Source organism: Herbiconiux sp., from assembly GCF_004297105.1.
Classification (GTDB): Bacteria; Actinomycetota; Actinomycetes; order Actinomycetales; family Microbacteriaceae; genus Herbiconiux.
On the sequence record NZ_SCVE01000005.1, the window covers coordinates 1 to 25,707 of the forward strand.

At 69.1% G+C, this 25,707-nt stretch carries 25 protein-coding genes; 6 read left to right on the forward strand and 19 right to left on the reverse strand.

Annotation, left to right across the window (positions count from 1 at the left end; translation table 11 throughout):
* A partial coding sequence (locus EPO52_RS01355) for an aquaporin (RefSeq protein ID WP_290800871.1) occupies positions 1-353 on the reverse strand: 353 nt, incomplete at its 3' end.
* Positions 354-386: 33 nt separating this feature from the next.
* Positions 387-2,150, reverse strand: coding sequence for a glycerol-3-phosphate dehydrogenase/oxidase (locus EPO52_RS01360; RefSeq protein WP_290800933.1), 1,764 nt, complete (start codon positions 2,148-2,150; stop codon positions 387-389).
* Positions 2,151-2,292: 142 nt separating this feature from the next.
* Here EPO52_RS01360 and EPO52_RS01365 point away from each other — a divergent pair, with 142 nt between their 5' ends.
* On the forward strand, positions 2,293-3,258 hold the full coding sequence (locus EPO52_RS01365; RefSeq protein WP_290800874.1) for a sugar-binding domain-containing protein: 966 nt from the start codon (positions 2,293-2,295) through the stop codon (positions 3,256-3,258).
* A gap of 247 nt (positions 3,259-3,505) precedes the next feature.
* Here EPO52_RS01365 and cofC read toward each other — a convergent pair whose 3' ends face one another.
* The gene (cofC, locus tag EPO52_RS01370; protein ID WP_290800937.1) at positions 3,506-4,144 is read right to left on the reverse strand and encodes a 2-phospho-L-lactate guanylyltransferase; all 639 of its coding nucleotides are present in this window, start codon (positions 4,142-4,144) and stop codon (positions 3,506-3,508) included.
* Positions 4,145-4,237: 93 nt separating this feature from the next.
* Between cofC and EPO52_RS01375 the strand changes: the two genes are divergently transcribed.
* From EPO52_RS01375 to EPO52_RS01385, 3 genes are all read left to right on the forward strand, one after another.
* Positions 4,238-4,651, forward strand: a complete 414-nt coding sequence (locus EPO52_RS01375) for a transferase (protein ID WP_290800877.1) — start codon at positions 4,238-4,240, stop codon at positions 4,649-4,651.
* A 123-nt stretch (positions 4,652-4,774) separates the two neighbouring features.
* Positions 4,775-5,137: a DUF6412 domain-containing protein gene (locus EPO52_RS01380; protein ID WP_290800878.1), complete on the forward strand. Its 363-nt coding sequence runs from the start codon at positions 4,775-4,777 to the stop codon at positions 5,135-5,137.
* Positions 5,138-5,243: 106 nt separating this feature from the next.
* Entirely contained in the window at positions 5,244-6,068 is an 825-nt protein-coding gene (locus tag EPO52_RS01385) for a YidC/Oxa1 family membrane protein insertase (protein ID WP_290800880.1), read from the forward strand.
* A gap of 85 nt (positions 6,069-6,153) precedes the next feature.
* On the opposite strand, the gene EPO52_RS01390 is transcribed toward EPO52_RS01385, so the two are convergent.
* From EPO52_RS01390 to EPO52_RS01410, 5 genes are all read right to left on the reverse strand, one after another.
* Entirely contained in the window at positions 6,154-6,993 is an 840-nt protein-coding gene (locus EPO52_RS01390) for a coenzyme F420-0:L-glutamate ligase (protein WP_290800883.1), read from the reverse strand.
* Positions 6,990-7,991, reverse strand: coding sequence for a TIGR03557 family F420-dependent LLM class oxidoreductase (locus EPO52_RS01395; RefSeq protein WP_290800885.1), 1,002 nt, complete (start codon positions 7,989-7,991; stop codon positions 6,990-6,992). Before EPO52_RS01395 ends, EPO52_RS01390 begins: the two co-directional genes overlap by 4 nt.
* Before the next feature lie 9 nt (positions 7,992-8,000).
* The gene (gene coaD / locus EPO52_RS01400) at positions 8,001-8,492 is read right to left on the reverse strand and encodes a pantetheine-phosphate adenylyltransferase (RefSeq protein ID WP_290800888.1); all 492 of its coding nucleotides are present in this window, start codon (positions 8,490-8,492) and stop codon (positions 8,001-8,003) included.
* A 34-nt stretch (positions 8,493-8,526) separates the two neighbouring features.
* A complete protein-coding gene (locus EPO52_RS01405; RefSeq protein WP_290800891.1) occupies positions 8,527-9,300 on the reverse strand; it encodes a hypothetical protein in 774 nt (257 codons plus the stop codon).
* 84 nt (positions 9,301-9,384) lie between these two features.
* Positions 9,385-11,727 (reverse strand): ATP-dependent DNA helicase RecG, encoded by a 2,343-nt coding sequence (locus tag EPO52_RS01410; RefSeq protein ID WP_290800893.1) that lies wholly within the window; start codon positions 11,725-11,727, stop codon positions 9,385-9,387.
* 71 nt (positions 11,728-11,798) lie between these two features.
* On the opposite strand from EPO52_RS01410, the gene EPO52_RS01415 reads away from it, so the two are divergent.
* Entirely contained in the window at positions 11,799-12,383 is a 585-nt protein-coding gene (locus EPO52_RS01415; RefSeq protein ID WP_290800896.1) for an RsmD family RNA methyltransferase, read from the forward strand.
* 188 nt (positions 12,384-12,571) lie between these two features.
* Here EPO52_RS01415 and EPO52_RS01420 read toward each other — a convergent pair whose 3' ends face one another.
* Positions 12,572-13,756, reverse strand: a complete 1,185-nt coding sequence (locus EPO52_RS01420; protein ID WP_290800899.1) for a thiamine-phosphate kinase — start codon at positions 13,754-13,756, stop codon at positions 12,572-12,574.
* Positions 13,757-14,314: 558 nt separating this feature from the next.
* On the opposite strand from EPO52_RS01420, the gene EPO52_RS01425 reads away from it, so the two are divergent.
* On the forward strand, positions 14,315-14,815 hold the full coding sequence (locus EPO52_RS01425) for a DUF3515 family protein (RefSeq protein WP_290800901.1): 501 nt from the start codon (positions 14,315-14,317) through the stop codon (positions 14,813-14,815).
* A gap of 77 nt (positions 14,816-14,892) precedes the next feature.
* On the opposite strand, the gene EPO52_RS01430 is transcribed toward EPO52_RS01425, so the two are convergent.
* The 10 genes from EPO52_RS01430 to EPO52_RS01475 all read right to left on the reverse strand — a co-directional run bounded on the left by EPO52_RS01430 (position 14,893) and on the right by EPO52_RS01475 (position 25,488).
* On the reverse strand, positions 14,893-15,981 hold the full coding sequence (locus tag EPO52_RS01430; RefSeq protein WP_290800903.1) for a D-alanine--D-alanine ligase family protein: 1,089 nt from the start codon (positions 15,979-15,981) through the stop codon (positions 14,893-14,895).
* Entirely contained in the window at positions 15,893-17,023 is a 1,131-nt protein-coding gene (locus tag EPO52_RS01435; RefSeq protein ID WP_290800906.1) for an NAD(P)H-dependent glycerol-3-phosphate dehydrogenase, read from the reverse strand. The genes EPO52_RS01430 and EPO52_RS01435 overlap by 89 nt, the downstream gene beginning before the upstream one ends.
* Entirely contained in the window at positions 17,020-17,862 is an 843-nt protein-coding gene (locus tag EPO52_RS01440; RefSeq protein ID WP_290800908.1) for a lysophospholipid acyltransferase family protein, read from the reverse strand. Before EPO52_RS01440 ends, EPO52_RS01435 begins: the two co-directional genes overlap by 4 nt.
* Before the next feature lie 5 nt (positions 17,863-17,867).
* Entirely contained in the window at positions 17,868-19,238 is a 1,371-nt protein-coding gene (gene murA / locus EPO52_RS01445; RefSeq protein WP_290800911.1) for a UDP-N-acetylglucosamine 1-carboxyvinyltransferase, read from the reverse strand.
* A gap of 80 nt (positions 19,239-19,318) precedes the next feature.
* A complete protein-coding gene (leuD, locus tag EPO52_RS01450; RefSeq protein ID WP_290800914.1) occupies positions 19,319-19,915 on the reverse strand; it encodes a 3-isopropylmalate dehydratase small subunit in 597 nt (198 codons plus the stop codon).
* 2 nt (positions 19,916-19,917) lie between these two features.
* On the reverse strand, positions 19,918-21,402 hold the full coding sequence (leuC, locus tag EPO52_RS01455; RefSeq protein WP_290800917.1) for a 3-isopropylmalate dehydratase large subunit: 1,485 nt from the start codon (positions 21,400-21,402) through the stop codon (positions 19,918-19,920).
* A 235-nt stretch (positions 21,403-21,637) separates the two neighbouring features.
* Positions 21,638-22,402 carry a hypothetical protein gene (locus tag EPO52_RS01460; protein WP_290800920.1) on the reverse strand — a complete coding sequence of 255 codons (765 nt, stop codon included), beginning with the start codon at positions 22,400-22,402 and terminating at the stop codon, positions 21,638-21,640.
* A gap of 320 nt (positions 22,403-22,722) precedes the next feature.
* On the reverse strand, positions 22,723-23,757 hold the full coding sequence (locus EPO52_RS01465; RefSeq protein WP_290800923.1) for a TerC family protein: 1,035 nt from the start codon (positions 23,755-23,757) through the stop codon (positions 22,723-22,725).
* A gap of 172 nt (positions 23,758-23,929) precedes the next feature.
* On the reverse strand, positions 23,930-24,613 hold the full coding sequence (locus EPO52_RS01470; protein WP_290800925.1) for a PadR family transcriptional regulator: 684 nt from the start codon (positions 24,611-24,613) through the stop codon (positions 23,930-23,932).
* Complete coding sequence (locus tag EPO52_RS01475) at positions 24,610-25,488, reverse strand: DUF4097 family beta strand repeat-containing protein (RefSeq protein ID WP_290800927.1); 879 nt, start codon at positions 25,486-25,488, stop codon at positions 24,610-24,612. The genes EPO52_RS01470 and EPO52_RS01475 overlap by 4 nt, the downstream gene beginning before the upstream one ends.
* Positions 25,489-25,707: the final 219 nt, after the last annotated feature.

A 25,707-nucleotide genomic window follows, 5' to 3' on the forward strand; every position in this document is an offset into this window, starting at 1 on the left:
TACGCCAGCCACACGAACACCGCACCGATGATCGCACCGATCAACTGCGCACCGATGTACGCGATCACCGTGAGTGCGTTCACATCGACAGGGGTGGCCGCCGACCCGAACGTCGTCGCGCCGTTGGCGACCAGACCGAGCGTCACAGCCGGGTTCAGGTGCGCTCCCGAAGCGTAGGAGACGATCACACCGGCGAAGACCGCGAGGCCCCAGCCGATGTTGACCATGAGCGTTCCGCCGTTGAATCCCTTCGTGCGGATGAGCGCCACGTTGGCGACCACACTGCAACCGAGCAGCACGAGCAATGCCGTGCCCACCAGCTCCGAGAGGAAATCGATTCCTAGATTGTCCACATTGACCTTCCTTCAGGGGCGAAGCGCCCGTATTCAGTTGACGGCGGACGCCGCCGTCTTGCTCGCCGCGTCGACCACGATGCCGTGGAAGAAGCGGAGGTTCTCGGCTGCCCGCTCGCGCTCGGCGGCGAGGCGGTCGGCCGTCCAGCCCGCCGATTCGGCGGCGAGGGAGGACAGCTCGTCGAAGACGCTCTGGTCGAGCGCGCCGACGAAGGCGATGATGCTGCGGCGCAGCACGAGGTCGCTCAGGTGCACCGCGTGCTCACGGGTCATCAGGAAGTCGATCTCGCCCGTCGAGTAGCCGGGCAGGGTCTCGAGCGGCGCATCCGATCGGTCACCGGAGCCGTCGATGCGGGCGATGTGCTCGATCACCGTGGCGGCATTGGTGCCGTAGCGGGCCAGGAGGATGCGCGTGCGCTCTTCCCCGAGGTCGGCTCCGTGAGCCTTCACCCAGGTGGTGACCGCCGCCGGTGTCTGCGGGAAGCCGACGCCCCCGCCCATCGCGAGGTCGGTCGTGCTGACCGTGCGGGTGCGGCCGAGGAGGGCCAGCGTGTCGTTCGTCATGTGCTCGGCGAGCGCGCGGAACGTGGTCCACTTGCCGCCGACGAGGCTGAGCTGCTTGACCGTCTTCGACGAAGCGAAGGAGGTCTGCTCGATGCGGTAGTCGCGTGACACGAAGCCGGGCGCGGTGTCGCCGTGGCCGGGCAGCGGGCGGATTCCCGAGTAGCGGTAGACGATCTGCGGGCGGTCGACCGTGATCGTGGGGAAGACGTGGTCCACCAGCTTGAAGAAGTAGTCGACCTCCTCCTCGGTGCACACGCTCGGCTCGTCGATGTCGGCCTCGAGGTCGGTGGTGCCCACGAGCACGCGACCGTTCAGCGGGTAGATCAGCACGATGCGGCCGTCGTTGTTCTCGAAGAAGACCTCACCGCCGGCGCAGGCCTCGTACAGTTCGGGGTTGTCGAGCACGATGTGCGAGCCCTTGGTGCCGCCCATGTAGTGGGTGGCCTCGCCGAGGGCCTTGTTGGTGACATCCGTCCATGGGCCGGATGTGTTCACCACGACGTCGGCCGTGACCTCGAAGGTCTCGCCCGACACGAGGTCGCGCAGCACGACGGCGTCGCCGTTCGACCCGACGGCCTCGACGTAGTTGGCGGTGCGGGCGTGCGGGCCGGTGGCCAGCGCATCCTGAACCAGGTCGAGCGCGAGGCGCTCGGGGTTCTCCACGGCGGCGTCGTAGTAGGTGGCGGTGTACTTCACGTCGGGGCGCAGCTTCGGCAGCTTGGCCAGCGACTTCTTCCGTCCGACGAAGGTGTGGCGGGGCACGGAGCCGCCGTCGCGCGAGAACGAGTCGTAGCCCATGAGACCGACCTTGATGAGGAGCGCGCCGCGCTCCTTGGCCTTGCCCTGCTTGTGCGTGAGGAACCGGAGGGGAGCACTCAGGATGCCCGAGAACGTACTGAAGATCGGGATCGTGGTGGGCAGCGGCTTCACGTAGTGCGGTGCCAGCCGGAGGAGGCGGTTGCGCTCCTGCACGCTCTCCCGCACGAGTCGGAACTCACCGTTCTCGAGGTAGCGCACGCCACCGTGGATCATGTGGCTCGAGGCCGCCGAGGCGCCGGACGCGTAGTCGCTGCGCTCGACCAGGATGACCTCGACGCCCTGCAGGGCGAGATCGCGGAAGGTTCCGATGCCGTTGATGCCGCCACCGATGACGATGACCTGGGCCTTCGGGTTCTGGCGGATCGCCTCGACGTTCGGGCGGACGGCGGCCTTGATGGCGTCGGATTCGGAGATACTCACTGTGTACTCGCCTTCGTGTTCTCGTGAGGGTTGCGGTGCAATCCATGCGACGACATATAGTTCTACGACGTTCGTCACATATGATCAAGCTCGTTGCACATATGTGCAGTCGTCCGACGAAAGGATGCGACGGAGCATGACCGGCGAGACACCAGGCGGAGACAAGGTGCGCGACGCATTGCGCGCCGCCCACCTCTATTACATGCAGGACCTGACGATGGAGGCCATCGCCGCCGAGCTGCACACCTCGCGCTCTTCGGTGTCGCGTCTGCTCGGATTCGCCCGGGAGACGGGGCTCGTGGAGATCCAGGTGAAGTCGCCGGTCGACCGGGTGTCTTCGGTGCAGGACCGCATCCGCGAGAGGTACGGCATCACTGCGCACGTCGTTCCCGTGCCCGATTCGACCGCGGAGGTCGACCGGCTCGAACGTGTGGCGATGAGTGCTGCACGGATTCTCGGGCCGTTCTTCGACTCCAACATGACCATGGGCATCGCGTGGGGGTCGACGCTCTCGGCCGTGTCGCGCCATCTTCAGGAGAAGGTCACCCACAACTCGCAGATCGTGCAGCTGAACGGTGCCTCGAACGCGCGCACCACCGGCATCGGCTACGCGAGCGAGATCATGAGCCGGTTCGGCACCGCGTTCGGCGCGTACGTGCAGCAGTTCCCCGTGCCGGCGTTCTTCGACGACCCGCGCACCAAGGAGGTGCTGTGGCGGGAGCGCAGCATCCGTCGTGTGCTCGAGATCCAGAAGCACATGGACATCGCCCTGTTCGGGCTCGGCTCGGCCTTCGCGGATGTTCCGTCGCACGTGTTCGTGGGCGGCTACCTCGACGACGCCGACTTCGAGCAGCTCACCAAATCGGAGGTCGTGGGCGACGTGGCCACGGTCTTCTACCGGGCCGACGGCTCCAGTGAGGACATCCCGATGAACGCGCGTGCGTCGGGGCCGTCGCTCGCGCTGCTCTCGAAGGTGTCGCGCCGGGTGTGCGTCGTGGCGGGCCGGTCGAAGCTCCCCGCTCTGCGCGGGGCGCTGGCGGCGGGCGTGATGACGGACTTGATCATCGACGAGGCGACGGCGCACAGTTTGATCACCGGGTGAGCCGGGCTGCGCTCGGCTGACCCGGGTCGCGCCGGTCCCTGCCCGGCGCTCCGCGACATGTTCGCGTGCCGCCGAAGGGCGCGGCCTGCGGTCGCGCCCTTCGGCGGCGCGCTCACCCTGGGGTGGTCGAGTGCGGCCTGTTGCCTTTGCGTCGCGGCGATCGTGCAGTTCATCAGGAGTGATTGACTCGTGCGGGAATTCGGAGGACCGGGGCCGTAAATCGCATCAGTCCTTCATGTTTCCGCCATTAGTCGGGGGCGGTGTCGCTGAGGGCGGCTTGCGTGTGGGGGCCCACACCGCGGGTCAGGGCCGCCGCGAGGTCGGGCTCGGTGTCGACGTCGGTGCGGAGGCCCGACGTGGGCGCGATGTCGAGCGGGGTGTGGCCTGCGGCGATGTGGCGGGCGGCTGAGCCCTCGCCGAAGTGGGGCACGAGAGCAATGCCGCTGCGGGCCGTGATGAGGGTGCTTCCGACGCCCGCCGCATCGGGAACGAGGGCGAGCGGATGCTGCGCCGCGAGCTCGAGGGCGTCGTCGATGTCGCCCGCGGTGAGGCAGGGCAGGTCACCGAGCAGGGCGGCGATCGGCGGCCCGCCCAGTTTCGCCCCGGCTGCGGCGATGCCCGCGGCGATGGCGTCGTTGAGACCTGTGCCGGGGTCGGCGACGATCTCGGTGCCCGCCTCGCGGAGCTGCCCGGCGAGGTCGCTGTGCGCATCCGTCACCACGATGACGTGCGCCACCCGGCTGGCCCGGCGCAGTGCATCCACCGTGTCGAGCGCGAACGCGGTCATGAGCCGCGTGCGCTGAGAGGCATCCAACCCCGGCGCCATCCGGGTCTTGGCGCGGGTGGTGCCTTTGACCGGCACGACCACGGTCCAGCTGTTCGACATGTCGCTCACTGCTGTCGATTATCGCGCACCGGAAGGGAGAACGATCTGTCTCCCTGAGGGAATGATGGAGGAGGGTCGAACGTTGGATCGGACGTGAGCAGAACTTTCCTGGAAATCGAGGGCGAGCGCGGAGTCGTGACGCGGTATCGCCGCCATCCGAACGGCAAGGGATACGTGGCTGTCGGCGCAGAGGTCGACGCCACGGCGTTCGTGGATCCCACGACCTACGTCGAGGCCGGCGCGCGCGTCGGCCAGAAGGCGCAACTGAGCTCAGGATGCTGGGTTGAAGAGAACGCCGTCGTGGGCGCGGGTGTATTCCTCGGCAGCGGGGTGCACGTCGGTGAGGCGGCCGTGATCGGCCGCGGAGCCAAGATCGGCAGCCACTCGCGCATCGGCGCGAAGGCGGTGATCGGCGACGACACCCTCGTCGAGCACGACAGCACCATCGCCCCGGGCGAGAGGATCCGCCGCGGCGGCACCTCGACCGAGTACATGAAGGCCGCGTAACCCGGGTCTGTCACGCCTCGATGTCGATCGGGGTCGCGAGAATGGGTCTTCCCGTCCGCTGAAGGCACAATCGAGCGACCTCGTTCTGCGGTCGGGGCGAGCGCGGGCCGTTAGGCTCGGATCATGACGGGTGAGCGGATGCGGGGCGCGGGCCGCGCGCTCGTGCGCCACGCCGGGGTCATCTCGGGTCTCGGGTTCGTGTGGCTCGTCACCGCCGGCGCGACCAGTGGTGGACTCGACGCGGGCCAGCCCGCGAACTCCGCCGTGGCGGTGATGGTCGTGATCGCGGCCGCCGCTGCGGCGCTCGCCACCGTCTCGGCGCTGTCGCGCATCCTTCTCGCTCTGGCCGCTGCGGTTGCAGGCGCCGCCGCTGCGGCACCCCCGGGCGAGCGACCCGATCTCCCCGTGCGCATCACCCAGGCCCGCCCCGACGCAGCGGGCAAGCCACGCCCCAGGGCTCCCGGCCGCCTCCTCGCGGTCGCGTAGGAGCCCCACCACCACTCCCGCACGCGGGTCGACGCCGTCGATCCGACCGGCGCGGGCACTCCTCGGCGACCATACGGATCCCCATTCGTCGCTCGCAAGGAGTCCCATGAACATCTACGCCTTCGGCCCGGTCGCGGCCGCACTCGACGCCGCCTCCGCGGTGCTGCAATTCCTCATCACACTGCTCGCGCCACTCGCCGGTGTGCACTCCGCCGCCCTCGCCATCGTCGTGCTGACGATCGTGGTGCGGCTCGCCCTCATTCCGGTCGGCGTCTCGCAGGCGCGGGCCCAGCGCACCCGCACCCGGCTCGCGCCCCGTCTGGCGGAGCTCCGCAGGCGGCACGCCAAGAACCCCGAGCGGCTTCAACGCGAGACCATGGCGCTGTACGCCGAGGAGAAGGCGTCGCCGTTCGCCGGATGCCTCCCCCTCCTCATTCAGGCGCCGATCCTCTCGCTCGTCTACGGCCTGTTCCTGCTGCCCACGATCAACGGGCACCCGAACACCCTGCTCGATGCGACACTCGGGGGCGCCCCGCTCGGCACGAGCTTCGTCACCGCGGTGACGAGCGGCACGGATCCGCAGGGGGTCGTGGTGAGCGCGATCGTGCTCGTGCTGATCGCGGCCATCGCCGTCGTGTCGCGCCAGCGCGGCGTCGTGCTGGCGCGCGGGGCCGCAGCGGTTTCCACCCCATCCGCGGGTGCCGCCGGCCGAACCGCGCCGGGTGCCTCCGCCGGTGGTGCGGTCGCCCTCCCAGCGGGCCTCCCCGCCGCGTTCGGCGCAGACGGATCGGCCACGCGCATCCTGAGCTGGCTCCCCCTCATCACGGTGGTGTTCGCCGCCTTCGTGCCCCTGGCGGCCAGCCTCTACCTGCTCGTCACCACCGCCTGGACCCTCGGCGAGCGCAGCATCCTGGCCCGCGTCATCCGCTGACCCGGGGCGTGGCCACCAAAGGGCATACGGAACGGTATGAGATTCGGGTGGTCCATCGACACCATGTCGATACCGGCCCCGAATCTCATACCGTTCGGGAGGAACCCCGCCCTGCGGCGAGGCCCGCCGCGTACCCCTCGTCGTACCCGGCAGCCCGCCCGAGCGCGATCGCCTCGTCGGTGCCGAGCCGGAACATGTCAGTGGGCCCCGTGCGCGTGAGCGCCCGCGCGGGAGTGTCGAGGTCGTCGACCACGGCGTGCCCGTAGCCGCGCACGACGGCCACGGGCATGCCGCTCGCCTTGCCCTTCACGAGATCGCCCGCGGAGGCGAGCTCGTCGGCCACCGCCGCCTGCGTCACGGCGAGCTCGTGGCCGAAGGTGTCACGAGAACCGCGCAGATCGTCGAGCACCCGCACGCCCGCCGCTCCGATGGCGAGATCGATCTGTCCCTCGCGCCACGGGCGACCTAGGGTGTCGGTGACGATCACACCGAGGCGCACGCCGAGCCTCGACCGGAGGCCGACGGCCAGGTCGCGCGCCGAGGCATCCGGATCGACGGGCAGCAGCAGCACCGTGCCGTCGGGAGTGTTGCTCGCGTCGACGCCCGCCGCCGCCTGCACGAGCCCCTGCCGGTTCTCGACGATACGGGTGACGCCCCCGGGATGGGCGCGCGAGGCCACGACCCGCACGGTCTCGGCGGTGATGGCCTCTTCGCGGTCGGCCGCCGCGATGCGGCGCCCCTCCGCCTTCGACACGATCTTGCTGGTCACCACGAAGATGTCGCCGTCGTCGGCCGCGAGACCGGCGGCCAGGAACGCGCCGGCGATCAGCGCGGCGAGATCGGCCCCCTCCTCGATCTCGGGGAGGCCTGCGAACGCGAGCACGCGCACCTCACGGATGCCACCGCCGCTCTCGCCCTCGCTCATCGGTGCAGCTTCGGCAGCACATCGCGCGCGAACACGTCGATCCACTCCCGCTGGTTGCGGCCCACGTTGTGCAGGTAGATGGCGTCGAAGCCGAGGTCGGCGAAACGCTGGATCCAGGCGCGGTGCACCTCGGGATCGCTCGAGATCACCATCCGCCCCTCGAAGTCCTCGGGCCGCACGAGCTTGGCCATCTGATCGAACTCGAACGGGCTCCGGATGTCGGCCTTCGGAAAACGCATGCCCCCGTTCGGCCACTCGGTGAGAGCGTTCGCCATCGCCTCCTCCTGGGTGGGCGCCCAGGAGAGGTGCAGCTGCAGCACCTTGCGCATGCGCGAGGGATCCTTGCCCACCTCGCGCGCCCCGTCGTCGAACTTCGCGAACAGCCCCGCGATCTTCTCGAGTGGAGCGCCCACGGTGATGAGCCCGTCGGCGGTGCGGCCGGCGCGCTTCGCCGTGACCGGGCCGGCGGTGGCGATGAGAATGTCGGGCGCCACGTCGGGCATGGTCCAGAGCCGCGTGGACTCGAGCTTGAAGTACGTGCCGGAGTGCTTCACGTCTTTGCCCGAGAGCGACGCCGAGAACAGCTTGTTGATCACGTCGACGGCCTCGAACATGCGATTGATGCGCTCGGGGGCCTCGGGCCAGTAGCCGCCCACGATGTGCTCGTTGAGCGCCTCGCCGGATCCGATGCCGAGCCAGTGCCGGCCCGGGTACATCGCGCCGAGGGTGGCGGAGGCCTGGGCGACCATCGCGGGGTGGTAGCGGTAGCTCGGCGTCGTGACGCCCGGACCGAAGTCGCCCGTGGTGCGCTCCCCCAGGGCGGCGAGCACGTTCCAGACGAAGGATGCCTGGCCCTGCCGGGGCGTCCACGGCTGGAAGTGGTCGGCCGCCATGACCCCCGAGAAGCCCTTGCTCTCGGCGTAGGCCGAGAGCGCCACCGCCTCTGTCGGATGGAACTGCTCCAGCTCTGCGGCGTAGCCGATCTGGATCTCCGACATGCTCCGAGCCTAGTCGGTGGTGTGCTTGAGGAACTCCGCCACGACCGCCGGGACGTACGGCTCCACGTCGCCGCCGAGCGCCGACACCTGGCGCACGAGCGAGCTCGAGACGTGGGCGTGGCCCGGATCCGGGAGCAGGAAGATGGTCTCGACGCCGGCCAGATCGCGGTTCACGATGGCCATGGGCGTCTCGTAGGCCACGTCGATCTGGGAACGGATGCCCTTCACGATCGTGGTGGCACCGACATCCGTGCAGTAGTCGACGAGCAGGCCGACGGCCCAGGAGTTGATGATGACGTTGCTCTTCGCGATGCCACGCTCCTCGAGCGACTTCTCGATGAGGGCCACACGGTGGGCGATCGGGATGAGGGCCTGCTTGTCGGGGTTGTGCACCACGACCACGTGCACCTCGTCGAAGATGGTGGTCGCTCGCTCTATCACATCGAGGTGGCCGAGGGTGATGGGGTCGAACGAACCGGGGACGACGGCGACACTGCTCATTGCCTCAGGCTATCAAGCCGCCGTTTCCCCCACGTTACGGATGACGAACCAAGTCCCCCCGCACGGGCGCAGAACCCGTCTCGGGCTGGAGTGTGCGTGCCGCCGCTGCCGCCTTCTCGGCCGCCACGAACCGGGTGCACAGCTCGATCGAGGTGGCGAGCAGATCGCGCAGCCGGTCGTCGGGATACGGCACGCACGCCGAGCGCACTCCGTCGACGGCCATCGCGATGGTGGCGTGGGTCTGCCGAGACGTCACCTCCGTGCGGCGCCAGCGCGAGTTGCGCTCGAGGAACGTGCGCGCCCACGTCGAGGCCTCGGGAGCATCGAGGAGGGCGCGGTCGAATCGATCGGTGACCACCGAGATGTCGAAGCCGTCGACGGGCTCGCTCCGCCGCAGGGCATCCTGACACACGAGACCCCCGACGGCGAGGGCGTGCTGGCGGTCGAGCGGCGCGTCGGGCAGGGCAGCCGCCACCCCGTTCACCGCGAGCACGAGTTCGAGTCGCGGGTCGTCGCTCGTGAGACCGATCACCGAGGGGATGAGCGAGGCGAGCCTGTTGCGCCCCCCATTCGATGTGAGGTCGTTCACGGCGCGCGCGAGGTGCGCGAGACCCGCGTGGGTGCACGACGGGTGATCGCTCCAGCGCTCACCGGCGAGATAGGAGGCGAACTCCATGAAGCAGGCGCCCGAGCGGGGCGACCGGTGACGGCCCGCCGAGAGGATCGGCATGATGTCGAGCCGCGAGAGGGCTGCCTCGGTGCTGCGCCCTGAGCCGACTCGTCCGGTGATGGTGCGCCAAGTCTTCATCTCGACCTCCACTGCATCAGTGTGTGCTGGATTCCACTGTGCGCCTCATCGGCCGTTTTTTCAATGGCCCGGAGCGTGCCCGGCTCACGTCTTCTCGAGGAACTCCCGCTCCGTCTCGCGCAAGCGGCGTTCGAGGGCATCACGCAGTTCGGGATGCGCGGCGAGACCGGGATCCTCCGTGACGATCGCGGATGCCGCCCCCCGCGCATCCTGGATCACCTCCGCATCTTTCACCACCCGCAGCAGCCGCAGCGACGAACGGCCGCCCGACTGCAGACTGCCGAGCACATCGCCTTCCCGGCGCAGCTCGAGGTCGATCTCGGCGAGCGCGAAGCCGTCGAGCGTCTCGGCCACCGCATCGACCCGGGCACGGGCCACCGAATCGGGTTCGGCGTTCGTGACGAGCAGGCAGAGCCCGGGCACGCCGCCTCGGCCCACCCGACCGCGCAGCTGATGCAACTGACTCACGCCGAAGCGCTCGGCGTCGAGCACCACCATCGCGGAGGCGTTGGGCACGTCGACGCCCACCTCGATCACCGTCGTCGCCACGAGCACATCGATCTCGCGGGCGGCGAAGGCACGCATGATCGCATCTTTCTCCTCGCCGGGGAGGCGTCCGTGCAGGGCCTCGATGCGGGCGCCGGCGAGTGCGGGGAGCTCGCGGAGGTGACGAAGGGTGTCGATGACATTGGCGCGTGGGGGTGCCGGCGCTGGTGATGCGGTGCCGGATGCGCGCCCCGCGTCATCCGCCTCCTCCGCCTCGGGGTCGCTCGGGGTGTCGATGCCGTCGCCGCTGTCGTCGGCCGGGTCGATGGCCGGGCACACCACGAAGGCCTGGCGGCCCTCCGCCAGCTCTTCCGCGACGCGCTGCCAGATGCGGCCGGCCCAGCCGGGCTTCTCGGCCAGCGGCACGCTGAAGCTCTCGATACCCTTTCGGCCCGAGGGCAACTGGGTGATGGTCGACACATCGAGGTCGCCGAACACCGTCATCGCCACCGTGCGGGGAATGGGGGTGGCCGTCATCACGAGCACGTGCGGCGGCGTGGCGCCCTTCTGACGCAGTGTGTCGCGCTGCTCGACACCGAACCGGTGCTGCTCGTCGACCACCACGAGGCTGAGGTCGTAGAACTGCACCTGCTCGGAGAGCAGGGCGTGGGTACCGACCACGAGCTTCGCCTGACCCGAGACCATGCGCAGCAACGCCTTCTTCCGCAGCGCGGTGGGCTGCTGACCGGTGTGCAGCGTGGGCACGAGCTCGGCGGCCAGGTCGGGGCCCAGCACCTTCACGATCGAGCGCAGATGCTGCGACGCGAGCACCTCGGTGGGTGCGAGCAGGGCCGACTGCCCGCCCGAGTCGGCCACCGCGAGCATGGCACGCACGGCCACGAGCGTCTTGCCCGAGCCCACCTCACCCTGCAGGAGGCGCATCATGGGCGTGCCGTCGGCGAGGTCACGGGCGATCTCGGACCCCACGAGCTCTTGATCGGCGGTGAGCCGGAAGGGCAGCGAGGCGTCGAAGCGCTCGAGGTAGCCGCCGGGCTTCGGCACCCGGGGGGTGGTGGCAACGGCGTGAGCGCCGGCCTTCTGCTTCAGCAGGGCGGTCTGCAGGATGAAGGCCTCGTGGAACCGCAGCGTGTCGCGGGCGCGGAAGTAGTCGGCATCCTTCTGCGGGCGATGGATGAGCTCGTAGGCGCGAGCCGCCGTGAGCAGGCCCCGCTCGGTTCGCACGTGCGGCGGCAGCGGGTCGGGCAGGCCGCCCTGCAGCCCGTCGAGTACGAGGGCGACCGAATTGGCGATCTGCCAGCTCGCGAGCGTGGAGGTGGCCGGGTAGATGGGAATGGGCATCTCGGCCCAGCGCTTCGCCTCGGCATCGTCGAGGGCCGAGTCGGCCCCCTCTGCGCCATCCGTTCCGAGCCCTCGACCGAGGCCGCCCGGCCCGGCGCCCGATTCGTCGAACAGCTCGTAGTTCGGATGCGCCAGCTGCAGCGCGCCCCGGTAATCGGAGACCTTGCCCGCGAAGATGCCGCGCACCCCGGGGCGGAGTTCACGCGCACGCCACGCCTGATTGAAGAAGGTGAGGCTGATGTGGCCGCGACCGTCGGAGATGGAGACCTCGAGGAGGGAGCCGCGCCGGGCGCGCATCGGGCGTTCGCGCACCTCGCGCACCTCGGCCACGATGGTGACGTTCTCGTCGCGCGGGAGCATGTCGATGGCGGTGAGCTCGCCGCGCCGGGCATAGCGGCGCGGGTAGTGGCTGAGCAGCTCGGCAACAGTGCGGATGCCGAAGGCCTTCTCGAAGGCGGTGGCCGTGCGGCCGCCGAGCACGCCGGAGAGCTTCGCGTCGAGCACGATCGCGCCGGGCACGATGGCGGGGGCGGCCGGGGCGGTCTCCGCGCCCGCGCTCGCCTCGCCCGCCGTGCCGCTCATACCCTGATTCTAGGCGGCGGGGCCGACAGCGCGACCGAGCCGCGATCAGCCCCTGGGGTAGGGTGCTGGGCGTGACTCGCATCATCTCCGGCTTCGCCGGATCCCTCCCGCTCGCCGTGCCCCGATCGGGCACGCGACCCACGAGCGACCGGGTGCGCGAGGCGATCTTCTCGGCTCTGGAGTCGCGCGGCGGACTGGGGGGCCTTCGCGTCCTCGACCTCTACGCGGGGTCGGGCGCACTCGCGCTCGAGGCGGTGAGCCGAGGCGCGGCCGAGGCGGTGCTCGTGGAGAAGAACGCGGCGGCGGCGGGCGTCGCGCGCAAGAACGCGGGAGTGCTCACGGCTGCGGCCACGAAGGCGAAGCTGCCATTCCCCCGAATCTCCGTGTCGTCGCAGGCGGTGCTGCCCTACCTGAGAGGAACTCCCGTCGTGGCGGGCGCGGGTTTCGACGTGGTGTTCATCGACCCGCCGTACGAGCTGCCCGACGCCGAACTCACCGAGGCGCTGGCCGCTCTCGCCCCACTGCTCGCCCCTGACGCGACGGTGCTCGTCGAGCGCAGCACCCGCACCCCGGAGCCGGCCTGGCCCACCGGCCTCGAACTCGATCGCACGAAGGCCTACGGCGAGACCGCACTCTGGTGGGCCTCACCGGTCTGATGCGAATCTCATCTCGTCGTGTCTTTTCGAAGGGTGACCGGGCCCGTCCAGGGCTCCACCCCGCCCTGATTCCCGACAGGACTGGATCCTCCTCGCGAATTCTGAGCGCACTGCGACGTCTCGCGCGGGGCGCTGGGTGTGCCACCTCCGAAGAGCCGAGCGACGCACGGTCACATCGCCGGCGATGCTCAGCCCGCCTGGCCGTTCCAGTCGGCGTAAGGGTCCCATCCGCCGCGCTCGTCGGCAGGGCGGTCACCGATGAGCACGGCCGGTTCGCCGCCCACCACCTCGCCCAGGCGGCGGAAGCCCGCAGGCAGCGGAGCCGACGACGGGAACGTCGCCAGCAGCGCGTGGTCTTCCCCACCCGCGAGCACGAAGTCGGCGGCGCGCGCTCCCACGACGTCGTCGGTGGCGGTCACCGCCCGCGCCTCGGACTCGATTGCGGCGGGATCGAAGCGGATGATGCATCCGCTCGCCTGCGCTATGCGCCGAGCATCGAGCAGCAGCCCGTCTGACACGTCGAGCATGGCCGTCGCCCCGCCCGCCGCCGCGACGACCCCTGTGCCGATCGGCGGTCGTGGCGCCAACTGCGCCTCGATCAGCTCCGGGTGCGCCGCCCGGAGCGCGCGGCCGAGAGCCGCGTCGGGGTCGCCGCCAGCGGGCGCTCCACGGCCCCCATCTGCCCCACCACCGATGCCTGCGCGACCGCCCGTGACCGTGATGTCGGCAGCGGAGTCGTGACCAGCGGCGGACGAATCCGCGTCGAGGACCTCATCGTCGGCGGGGCGCATCGCATCCCGGAAGAGCAGCCAGATGCCCGCGCCCGCGCGACCGAGGTCGCCCGCCACCGCCACCACATCGCCCGGTCGCGCGCCCGCGCGCGTCACAGGCGCGCGGCCCTCCAGGTCACCGAACGCGGTCACCGCGAGGGTCAACGTGCTCGACACCGAGAGGTCGCCGCCCACGACGCCGCATCCGGGAGCCGCGAGCACACAGGCGTCGCGCAGTCCGTCGGCGATGCCGAGCAGCACCGGCACCGGCGTGTCGAGCGGCGCGGCGATCGCCACGACGAGCGCTGTCGGCCGGGCACCCATCGCCGCCACATCGGCCAGGTTCGTCATCGCGGCCTTCCAGCCGAGGTCGTGCGGGGTCGACCACGCGGTGCGGAAGTCAGGGCCGTGGATCATCATGTCGGTCGTCACCACGTACCGCCCATCCGGCGCCCTCAGGAGAGCGGCGTCGTCTCCGGGCCCGAGCAGTTCGGCGTCGGAGTGCGGCAACCGCGGGAAGATGCGCCGCAGCACCTCGCCCTCCCCCACGCTCGCCAGGGTCTCGGGCTGCCCGTTCGCAGGTAAACCGAAGTCAGCAGTCACCCTGCAACGGTAGCCTGAACGACGATGTCTCCCGCCCCGCACCAGTTCCGGCCGCCCGCGTCGCCCACGGCTTCCGGCGAGCCCGACGCCGAAGCCCGATCGACTTGCCACAACCTGTCGGCTGGCGCCCCCAGTCGCCACAACTTGTGGCGACTCGCCACACAGGCCCTCCGGCGGGGCCTCCGACCCGACTCCACTTGCCACAAAGTGTCGGCCAGCACCCCCAGTCGCCACAACTTGTGGCAACTCGCCACACAGGCCCTCCGGCGGGGCCCCCAGCCCGCCTCCACTTGCCACAAACTGCCGGCCAGCACCCCCAGGCGCCACAACATGTGGCAACTCGCCACCCGGGTTCTCCCGCGGGGCCCTCGGCCCGAATCCAGTTGCCAGAAAGTGTCGGCTGGCACCCCCAGTCGCCACAACATGTGGCAACTCGCCACCCGGGTTCTCCCGCGGGGCCCCCGGCCCGACTCCACTTGCCACAAACTGCCGGCCAGCACCCCCAGTCGCCACAACTTGTGGCAAGTCGCCAACGCGACCCGTGCTCGGCGGCGGCGTGTGCGCGCGGCCGGCATCCTGACCGCCGGGGTCGCCGCCGCGACGTTGCTGAGCGGATGCGCGGGGCCGGTCGCCCTCGAGCCCGCCGCCGATGCCACCAACCCGAGCTGCGCCGACGTGATCGTGCGCCTTCCCGAGACGGTGGCCGACGCCCCGCGCCGGGAGACCGACGCGCAGGCCACGGGAGCGTGGGGGTCACCCGCATCCGTTCTGCTGCGCTGTGGCGTCGAGCCCTACGGCCCCACCACTCTGCCGTGCGACAACGTGAACGGGGTCGACTGGATCCGCGACGACTCCCAGGCCCCGAGCTACACCTTCACCACCTACGGCCGCGTTCCCGCCATCCAGGTCGTGGTCGACTCGAACGCCGTATCGGGCACGAGCGCCCTCGTCGACCTGGGCACCGCCGTCTCTTCGGTGCCCCAGACCACCGCGTGCCTCAACGCCGACGACGTGCTCGGCACCTCGACGCCCACGCCCACCCCCACGCCCACTCCCTGACCAGCGGATGCGCGGGGTCGCAGAATTCGTCGCCCAATCGAGCGACACACGACAAATCGTGCGACCCCGCGGGCGCGTCAGGCCTCCAGCGCCAGCGCGATCAGTTCGTCGATGAGTTCGGGGTAGCTGAGACCCGACGCGATCCAGCACTTCGGGAACATCGAGATCGGCGTGAACCCCGGCATCGTGTTGATCTCATTCACCACGAACCCGGACGGCGTGAGGAAGAAGTCGACCCGGGCAAGCCCGGCCCCACCGATCGCGGTGAACGCCGCCGCGGCAAGGCGCTGCATCTCGGCGAGCTCGGCATCCGTCAGAGAGGCCGGGCACACCAGCTCGACACCGGGTGCATCGAGGTACTTGGCGTCGAAGTCGTAGAACGCCCGCCCTGTCATCACGATCTCACCGGCCACCGAGGCACGTGGTGCTGCCCCGCCGCGCCCGCCGAGCACGGCGCACTCCACTTCGCGGCCCACGACAGCCGCTTCCACGAGCACGCGCGAGTCCTCCCGCAGGGCCAGCTCCATCGCGGCCGCGAACTCCGAGGGATCCGCGACGCGGCTCACCCCCACCGACGACCCGGCCCGTGCCGGCTTCACGAACATCGGCAGCCCGAGCGATTCGACGGACGCCGCGACGGCCGACGGGTCGGCAGCCCAGGACAGCGCACTCACGGTCACCGACGGCGCCACCGCGAGCCCTGCGGCCGCCAGCACGATCTTGGTGAAGTGCTTGTCCATGCCGAGCGACGAGGCGAGCACGCCCGAGCCCACGTAGGGCAGCCCGACGAGCTCGAGCATCCCCTGAACCGTGCCGTCTTCGCCGAACGGCCCGTGCAGGATGGGGAACACCACATCGACATCGCCGAGCGAGCGAACCGCGCCCGAGGCATCCTGAACCGTCACCTCTCGGGTGAGCGTCGACTCGGGCCAGCGCACTCGCGTGCCGTTGTCGGCCACCACGGGAAGAGCGTCGACGTCGAGCCGGAACTTCGCCGGAGAGTCGTCTTCGAGCACGAACGCGCCGTCGCGGGTGATGCCGACGGGGATCACATCGAAGCGCGAGCGATCGATCGCCTCAAGCACTCCGCCCGCGGTTGCGCAGCTGATCGAATGCTCGCTTGAGCGACCTCCGAAGAGCACCACCACCCTGGTCTTGCCTGGCATCGAGAGTCCTTTCGCCCTGAGGTCCCGAGTCGTCATCGGTGGTCAGGTGGGGGGCTATGTCTTTCGGATCGAGCGTACCGGCCAGCACCGCGCTGACCTGACGGCAGATGGGCATCTCCACGCCCTTGGCCTCCGCCAGCGCCAGGATCGGGGCGACGGATGCCAGCCCCTCCGCGGTCTGCTGCATCGACTTCACCACGTCGGCGAAGCTGTAGCCCTGGCCGAGAAGGCGGCCGGCGGTGTTGTTGCGCGACAGCGACGATCCGCTCGTGGCGATGAGGTCGCCGAGGCCCGCGAGGCCCGACAGAGTCTCCGGATGCCCGCCGTACGCCACCGCGAAATCGGTCATCTCCACGAGACCCCGGGTGATGATCGACGCCTTCGTGTTCTCGCCGTAGCCCACGCCGTCGACGATGCCGATGGCCACCGCGATGAGGTTCTTCAGCACGCCGCCGAACTCGGTGCCGATCACGTCGGTGTTCACGAAGCTGCGGAAATAGCGGTTGGTGGCGATCTTCGCCACGGCCTCGGCCGTCTCGAGGCTCGTCGACGAGACCACGGCGGCGGTGGGCTGCTCCTTGGCGATCTCGAGGGCCAGGTTCGGCCCGGATGCCACGGCGATGCGTTCGGGGTCGATCTTGAGCACCGACTCCAGAACCTGACTCATGCGCAGGCCCGAGGTCTTCTCGACGCCCTTCATGAGGCTCGTGATCGGCACCCCCTCCGGGATGAGCGACCGGATCGACTCGAGGTTCGCACGCAGCGACTGGCTGGGGATGGAGACGAACACGTACTGGGCCCCCGAGAGCGCCGCGCCCACATCCGGTGTCGCCGTGACCGCCAGAGGCAGGTTCACCCCCGGGAGGTAGTCGCTGTTGCGCTTGGCCTCGCTGATCTCCTTGGCGAGCTCGGGGCGGCGGGCCCAGAGCGTGACGTCGGCGCCGCCGTCGGCGAGCACCTTGGAGAACGTGGTTCCCCAGCTGCCCGCGCCGAGCACCGTGACGCGCGGGCGCGGGGTCGTGCGGGCTGTGGCCTTGGTCACTCGGTGCCTTTCGTGGGCGTCGTGGAGTCGGTCGCGGGGCGCGTCTTCTCCAGCTTGCCGAACTCGGTCTGGTGGTGGGCGGCCGGGTTCCAGCGCTCGAGCGGCGCTGTCTCCCCCCGGAGCTGCTCGAGCAGGGCGGTGATCGAGGCCATCAGGCGATCGGTTGCCTCGTTCAGAGCCCTCTGATCGATCGGCGCGGCGCGGAGATCGTCGAGGTCGACCGGGTCGCCGAACACGATGCGAACGGTCTTGCGGGGGAAGAGACTGACCTTCTTCGAGTAGCGCGGAAGGATGGCCTGCGTGCCCCAGTGCGCGGCGGGGATGAGCGGGATCCCGTGGTCGAGCGCGATGCGCACGGCCCCGGTCTTGCCCCGCATGGGCCACAGATCCGGATCCCGGGTGAGGGTGCCTTCGGGATACACGATGACTCCCTGCTGGTGCTCCACCAGTTGGTTCGCCGCCGCGATCGGTGCGTTGTGGCGGCCCGCCCCCGCCCGGTCGACGGGGATCTGGCCGATCTTGCGCAGCGCGAAGCCCACGACCGGCACGCTGAACAACGACGCCTTCGCCAAGAACCGCGGAGCACGGCCGAGTTTCCACACCGCCAGCGCCATGATCACGGGATCGATGTTGCTGTAGTGGTTCGGGCTCAGAACGAACGGGCCCGACACCGGCAGCTTCTCCGTGTGGTGCATCTCGAGCTTCGCGATCGCGTTCAGAAACGGAACGGCGATCACCTCGACCACCCGGAACGCGGGCGTCTTCTCGGTGTTCTTGCGCTTCTGCGGGCTCGTCGGCGTACGCTCCAGCGACCCCGGCTCTGCGGTCTCCTCGGTCACGCGCCCTACTCCGCGAAGTGGAAATCTGCTCCGAGCTTCTCGAGCTTGCCCACGAAGTCGCCGTAGCCGCGGGCGATGAGGCCCACGTTCGACACCGAGGACTGCCCGTCGGCCACGAGGGCCGCGATGAGGTGGCTGAAGCCGCCGCGAAGATCCGGCACCTCGAGCTCGGTGCCGTGCAGCTTGGTGGGGCCCGTGATCACCGCGGCCTGCTCCAGCGGGCGGCGCGGCACACGGCGGTTGGGGTCGGCGAGACCCTCCTTGTGCACCTCGATGTTGGCGCCCATCTTGATGAGCGCATCCGTGAAGCCGAACCGGTTCTCGTACACGGTCTCGTGCACGATCGAGGTGCCCTGAGCCTGAGTGAGGGCCACGATGAGCGGCTGCTGCCAGTCGGTCATGAAACCGGGGTGCACATCCGTCTCGATGACGACGGGCTTGAGGTCGCCACCGGGGTGGTAGAAACGGATGCCCTCCTCCTCGATGTCGAACGCGCCACCGATCTTGCGGAAGATGTTGAGGAAGGTCATCATCTCGGACTGCTTGGCACCCGTGGTGAAGATCGACCCACCGGTGGCGAGGGCGGCGGAGGCCCAGCTGGCCGCCTCGTTGCGGTCGAAGAGCGCACGGTGGTTGTAGCCCTGCAGGCTCTCGACGCCCTCGATGAAGATGGTGCGGTTGGGCTCGACCGAGATGATGGCGCCCATCTTCTGCAGCACGGCGATGAGATCCATGATCTCGGGCTCGATGGCCGCGTTCTTGAGCTCGGTGGTGCCGACGGCGCGCACACCGGTGAGCAGAACCTGCTCGGTGGCGCCGACGCTCGGGTAGGGCAGCTCGATGTTGGCGCCCCGCAGGCCGTTGGGGGCCGTGATGTTGATGCCGGAGGGGAGCTTGTCGACCACGGCGCCGAAGGCGCGGAGGGCGTCGAGGTGGAAGTCGATCGGCCTGTCACCGATGCGGCAGCCGCCGAGGTCGGGGATGAAGGCGTGACCGAGACGGTGCAGCAACGGGCCGCAGAACAGGATCGGGATGCGGCTGGACCCCGAGAGCGCGTCGATCTCGGCGCTCTTCGCGCTCGCCACATTCGACGGGTCGAGCTGGAGCACGCCGGTGGCCGCGCTGCCGGAGATCTTCACCCCGTGGATCTCGAGCAGGCTCGCCACGACGTGCACGTCGCTGATGTCGGGAACATCGCGAAGGGTCGACGTGGTGTCGCCGAGGAGGCTCGCCACCATCGCCTTGGTGACGAGGTTCTTGGCCCCACGCACGTCGATCGTGCCGCGGAGCGGACGACCACCGTTGATCACGATCGTGTCGGACTTGAGCCCGACTCGTTCGGCTGCCTTTCGCGCGTCCTGTACGAGACTGTTCACTTACATCACCTGCACTGTCTATGTCGGACCCACGATTGGATCAGCTGCTGCCGGCTGCCGCTTGTGGCGGTAACCGAACGCTACTTCACGGGAAGCGTTCGAGGTCTCCAACTCTCCCGTCGGCCCTCGAATTCCGTGATGGCCTCTTCATCTCGCAGCGTCAGCCCGATGTCGTCGAGACCCTCGAGCAACCTCCACCGAGTGTAATCGTCGATCTCGAATGCAACTGAGAGGTCTCCCAGCACGGCGGTCTTCTCCAGGAGGTCGACCGTGATCTCCACTCCGGGCTGCGCATCGATGGCGGCCCAGATCTTCTCGACATCCGCTTCCTCGACCTGGCCTGTGAGCAGGCCCTGCTTGCCGGAGTTGCCCCGGAAGATGTCGCCGAACCGGGGGGCGAGCACGGCCTGGAAGCCGAAGTCGCGCAGCGCCCAGACGGCGTGCTCGCGGCTCGATCCGGTGCCGAAGTCGGGGCCGGCGACGAGAACGCGCGGGTTCTGGAAGGCGGGCTGGTTGAGCACGAACTCGGGGTCACCGCGCCAGGCGGCGAACAGTGCGTCTTCGAAGCCCGTCTTGGTGACGCGCTTCAGGTACACGGCGGGGATGATCTGGTCGGTGTCGACGTTCGACCGCTTCAGCGGCACGGCGACGCCCTTCAGGATGTCGATCTTCTCCATGCTCAGGCCCCTACCGTTTCGCGCGTCGTGGTCGTTTCGTTGAGGTCGGAGAGGCTCGACAGCGTGCCCCGGATGGCGGTCGCCGCGGCGACCACGGGCGACACCAGGTGGGTGCGGCCGCCCTTGCCCTGGCGACCTTCGAAGTTGCGGTTGGAGGTGGAGGCGCAGCGTTCTCCGGGCGCGAGCTGGTCGGGATTCATCCCGAGGCACATCGAGCAGCCGGCGAACCGCCACTCGGCCCCGAATGCCTCCACGATCTTGTCGATGCCCTCGGCCTCGGCCTCGATGCGCACGCGGGCACTGCCCGGCACCACCATGACGCGCACGCCATCCGCCTTCTTCTGACCCTTGATCACGTCGGCGAAGGCGCGCAGGTCTTCGATGCGGCTGTTGGTGCAGGAGCCCATGAACACGGCGTCGACCTTGACCTCCTTGAGCGGGGTGCCCGCGGTGAGGTCCATGTACTCGAGCGCGCGCTCGGCGGCGGAGCGCTCGTTGGGGTCGACGATGGCGGCGGGGTCGGGCACGTTCTCGCTCAGCGAGACGCCCTGGCCGGGGTTGGTGCCCCAGGTGACGAAGGGCTCGAGGGTGTCGGCATCGAGGAAGACCTCGGCGTCGAACACCGCGTCGTCATCCGTCTTGAGGGTCTTCCAGTACTCGACCGCCGTGTCCCAGTCGTCGCCCTCTGGCGCGTGTTTGCGGCCCTTCAGGTAGTCGAAGGTGACCTGGTCGGGGGCGACCATGCCGGCGCGGGCGCCTGCCTCGATCGACATGTTGCAGATGGTCATACGGCCATCCATCGACAGGCTCCGGATGGCGCTGCCGCGGTACTCGAGCACGTAGCCCTGGCCACCGCCGGTGCCGATCTTGGCGATCACGGCGAGGATGATGTCTTTCGCGGTGACGCCCGGACGCAGCGTGCCCTCGACCGTGATGGCCATGGTCTTGAAGGGCTTGAGCGGCAGGGTCTGCGTGGCGAGCACGTGCTCGACCTCGCTCGTGCCGATGCCGAACGCCATGGCGCCGAACGCGCCGTGGGTGCTGGTGTGGCTGTCGCCGCAGACCACCGTGATGCCGGGCATGGTGAGACCGAGCTGGGGGCCCACGACGTGCACGATGCCCTGCTCGACGTCGCCGAGGGAGTGCAGGCGGATGCCGAACTCCTTGGCGTTCTTGCGCAGCGTGTCGATCTGGGTGCGGCTCGTGAGGTCGGCGATCGGCTTGTCGATGGCCAGCGTGGGGGTGTTGTGGTCTTCGGTGGCGATGGTGAGGTCGGGGCGCCGCACGGGGCGGCCCTCTGCGCGCAGGCCGTCGAAGGCCTGGGGGCTCGTGACCTCGTGCACCAGGTGCAGGTCGATGTAGAGCAGGTCGGGGCTGCCGTTCTCGCCCTTCGCGACGAGGTGGTCGTCCCAGACCTTCTCGGCCAGGGTGCGGGCGGTCGTCGGCGCGGAGCGCTCGACGCTGCCGGATTCAGAAGCGGTGTTCATGCGTTTGCGTGTCCTTCGAGGAGTAGGGGGTCAGCCATCGACAAACTCCGCGACGAGGGAGGCCTTGAACTAGGACTCGTCGCGGCAACGAAGGAGAAGCCGACCGAACAGCACCCTGTGACTCTACCACCGCCCCGTGCCCCCTCCCCTGCGCCCCCACCCCGCCCAGATCCGTCACTATTTGCGCGAATGTAGAGAAATCTGCGCAAATAGTGACGGATCTGGCGGGGTCACATCACGAACGCCAGCCTCTCGCAGTGAGGGCTGATCGGGTTCTCGCGGCTGCCGAGCCGGGGCCTGATCGAGGAGCGTGCTTGTCGACGCGGATGTGGAGCCAGCCTTCGGCGATGATCTCGTCGTGGCGCTCCACGTCGCGGTGGTATTGCCGCGAGTCCTCACGATGCTGCTGTCCGTCGTACTCGACGAGCACGCCGTATCGGGGGTAGGCCATGTCGCCGTACGCGATGAAGCGGCCGTCCGCGTGGGCGATCGGATGCTGCAGCTCAGGCTCGGGGAGACCCGCCTCCACGAGCGCCAACCGCAGGTGGGTCTCTCGCCGGGATTCCGCGCCGTCCCGGATCAATCCGAGCGCCGCATCCGCCGTACGACGGCCGCGACCTCGAAACCCGACGACACGCGCCGCCAGATCTGCGACGGTGGTGAAGGGCCGATCCAGTTCGGAGTTCTCGTGGCGCGGAGTGAGAACGAGATGGTCTCCGGCGGCGACGAGATCGTGGAGCGACACGAGTGGGGCCAGCTGCAGCCAGGTGGTGGCGGCATCCGTCACCGGAAGGCCGTGGCGGATGCACCGGCGAATTCGCCGGTCGGAGAGTTCATGCCCCACAACCCCTCGAACGCGCGGTCGTGTCTGCGGGATGACTCTCCCGGGTCTCGTGTGGGCGGCGACATGGATGAGTCCGGCCTGCTCTAGGGCGACGGGAAGCGGGACGCCCCACAGAAGCGCGGCGGTGGTGTGCGAGAAGACGTCGACGTCGCGCATCCGCTTCGCATACGACTCGCATCGTTGCCGACAATCGGCCGGGTCGACTGCTCGTTTCCGTCGAACGCCCGGGTAGGGAGCATCCAGGTCGGGGCTGCGCAGCCGCCCGGGAGTGACACCGGCGCGTGCAGCTTCGCTCACTGCGAAAGGCCGTCGTTGCAACTCACCGGGTAGTTCGACACGCCGCGCCATGGGTCGATTGTGGAAGAGCGGGCACACCCCCACCGAGTTATCCACAGCCCCGAAGTCACGGGGCTTCCAGGTTCGTCACTTTTTGCGCGAATATCGCAGAATTCGCGCAAAAAGTGACGGATCTGGGGCTAGTCGGGGGTGCGATCGGGGTGGGGGGCCGCGGAAGGTGCGGAGGCTTCGGGGCGGGCGGGGCGGGCGTCGTGGCGCATCTTCAGGAGGGAGGCGATGGTGGCCACGGTCATCGAGAGGATGATCACCGCGAGGCTCGTCCAGGTGTCGATCTCGGGGGCCCACTCCACCGGCTGCCCGCCGTTGATGAAGAACACCTCGTTGGCGTGCAGCGCGTGCGACACGAGCTTGACTCCGATGAAGGCGAGGATGAACGCGATGCCGTAGTGCAGGTACACGAGCTTCTCGAGCAGCCCGCCGAGCAGGAAGTACAGCTGCCGCAGCCCCATCAGCGCGAACACGTTCGCCGTGAACACGATGAACGGCGACTCCGTGATGCCGAAGATGGCCGGGATCGAGTCGAGCGCGAACAGCAGGTCGGTGGAGCCGAGCGCGAGGAACACGATCAGCATGGGCGTGAACATCCGCTTGCCGTCGAAGGTGGTGCGCACCTTCGCCCCGTCGAAGTCGGGCGCGATGTCGACGCGCTTGCGGAGCAACCGGATGAAACCGTTCTCACCGTCGCCCTCGTCACCCGAACCGAAGGCCTGTTTGAACGCCGTGTAGAGCAGGAAGGCACCGAAGATGTAGAAGATCCAGCTGAGCGACTCGATCAGCTGGGCACCGATCAGGATGAAGATGCCGCGCAGGACGAGGGCGATGATGATGCCCACCATCAGGGCTTCCTGCTGGTACTTCCGGGGCACGTTGAACCGCGCCATGATCAGCACGAACACGAAGAGGTTGTCGATGGAGAGGCTGTACTCCGTCAGCCACCCGGCCAGGAACTGCCCCGCGTGCTCGCCGTCGGCGAAGACGAGCATCAGCAGCGCGAAGATGAGCGCCAGCCCCACGTAGAAGACCACCCAGAGCGTGGCCTCTTTGAACGAGGGCACGTGCGGCCGCTTGAACGCCAGAACGAGATCGGCCACCAGGATGAGCACCAGCACCACGAGCGAGGCGATCTCGAAGGCGAGCGGGAGTTGGACGGTCACGAGGAGCCTCTCAGGCAGCACGAAGCGCTGAAAGTCTCTCCCGCACGACGCGCTTCACACGCGAACCGCCGTGCCGCTGCCCCCGGGAGCCCGACGGCAGACTCCGTGATGACGATGACAGCGAAGTGGGATACTCCCCTTCAGCCGCCATCGTATCGCGTGGAGGCTCCCGTCAGTTCCCCGCACGCGAGCGCGCGAGGTCGTCGCGCAGTTCGGCCTGCACGTCGCCCAGGCGCTGTTGCAGCTTCGACACCAGAGCGGGATCGAGCCCGCGACCGGCCGCCTTGCGGAGGTCGAGACGCATCTGCTGGCGGAACTCGGTGAGCACCAGATCGGCATCGCGCAGGGCGGTGTTCGAATCCGACCGGGAGAATCCGCTCTCGGTGGCGCCCGTGGTCGTTGCGCTGGATGTCGCGCCGGCACCCGAGGCGCCCGAGGAACCCGCCTTGGCTCCCCATGCCGCATCCGCCCGCGCATCGCGCGCGGCCGACGCCAGATCGGCCTTGAGGCTCTTCATCGCCTGGTTCACACCCGAGCGCACCTCGTCGGCCAGTCGGCGCACGGAGTCGGAGAGCTGTGCCTCGATGTCGTCGAGCTCACCGCGGCGGGCCTCGAGCTCGGCGCGGCCCGCATCCGTGATGGCGTAGACGGTCTTGCGGCCATCGCTCGACTTCGACACGAGCCCCTCCTCCTCGAGCTTCGCCAGCCGTGGGTAGATGGTGCCCGCACTGGGGCTGTAGGTTCCGCCGAAGCGGTCGCTGAGCGCCTGGATGAGCTCGTAGCCGTGCTTGGGCGACTCGTCGAGAAGGCTCAGCAGGTAGAGACGCAGGTGGCCGTGGCCGAAGACCGGGGTCATGCGGTGGCCCCCTCGTCGAACGACGGAGCGGATGCGGATGCGCCGGCGCCGGTGTCGGCGGGTACGCCGTCACCCGCCGACTCGGCGTCGCGGAAGACGACGGTGATGTCTCCCGACACCGAGTTGGCCTTGAACTCCGTCCACTGGCCCTCGAGCACGCCGGTGTGGCCGTTATAGCCGCCGCCGCGGAGTCCTTTGATGGTGCTCGGTCCGAGCTGCAGCACACCCGAGACGGAATTGACGTTGTAGCGCGCCGCCACGTCGCTGCCGAGACGAACGGTGAAGTCGCCCGACACCGTGTTGTTCTGGATCTCGCCCGGCGTACCCGTCGAGTCGACGAACACCTCGGCGGAGACCCCGTCGGCCGAGAACTTGCGGATGGCGCCCGAGACGGCGATGTCACCCGACACCGTGTGCGCGTTCACGAGGCCGGTGTGGTCGCGGATCGAGATCTCGCCGGAGACGCTGTTCACGTCGAGGTCGCCGTGCACCGCGTCGACGACGATGGGGCCCGTGACCGTGCTGATGCGGGCATCCGTGACGAGGCCGGAGATGAGAGCGGATGCGCTGATCACCCCGAACTTCAGCGCCACGTCGCGGGGCACCATGATGCTGATGTCGGCCCGCGCGTTGCCGCGCCAGGACTTGAACACCTCGATGAAGTTGTCCCAGCGCAGCTGGGGGTGGTCGATCTCGAGGCGATCTCCGTCGATCTCGATCTTCAGGTCCTTCCCGGTGACCGAGTGCACCTCGATGCGCGCACCGGGCTCGTCGTGCCCGATGATGTCGACCTGCCCACCGATGAGTCCCACCTTGAGCGACCGCACCACCTCGATGTCGATGACCCGCGGCCCGTCGACGATCCACTTCTCCATGACCACAATGTTCTCCAAACTCGCGATATATCGCCTCTTCGTGTTCACGATATATCGCGTTTTTTGGCAAGTCAAGTTATATCGCGAGTTTGGGTGCTTGCTGCCGCAGGCGGCTGTGCCGCTTCGCGGCGCAGCCGTCTGCGGGTCGCGCCGGTCCCTGCCCGGCGCGACGCGACATGTTCGCGTGCCGTCCCTCGCGGGGCGGCGCGCTCACCCTGG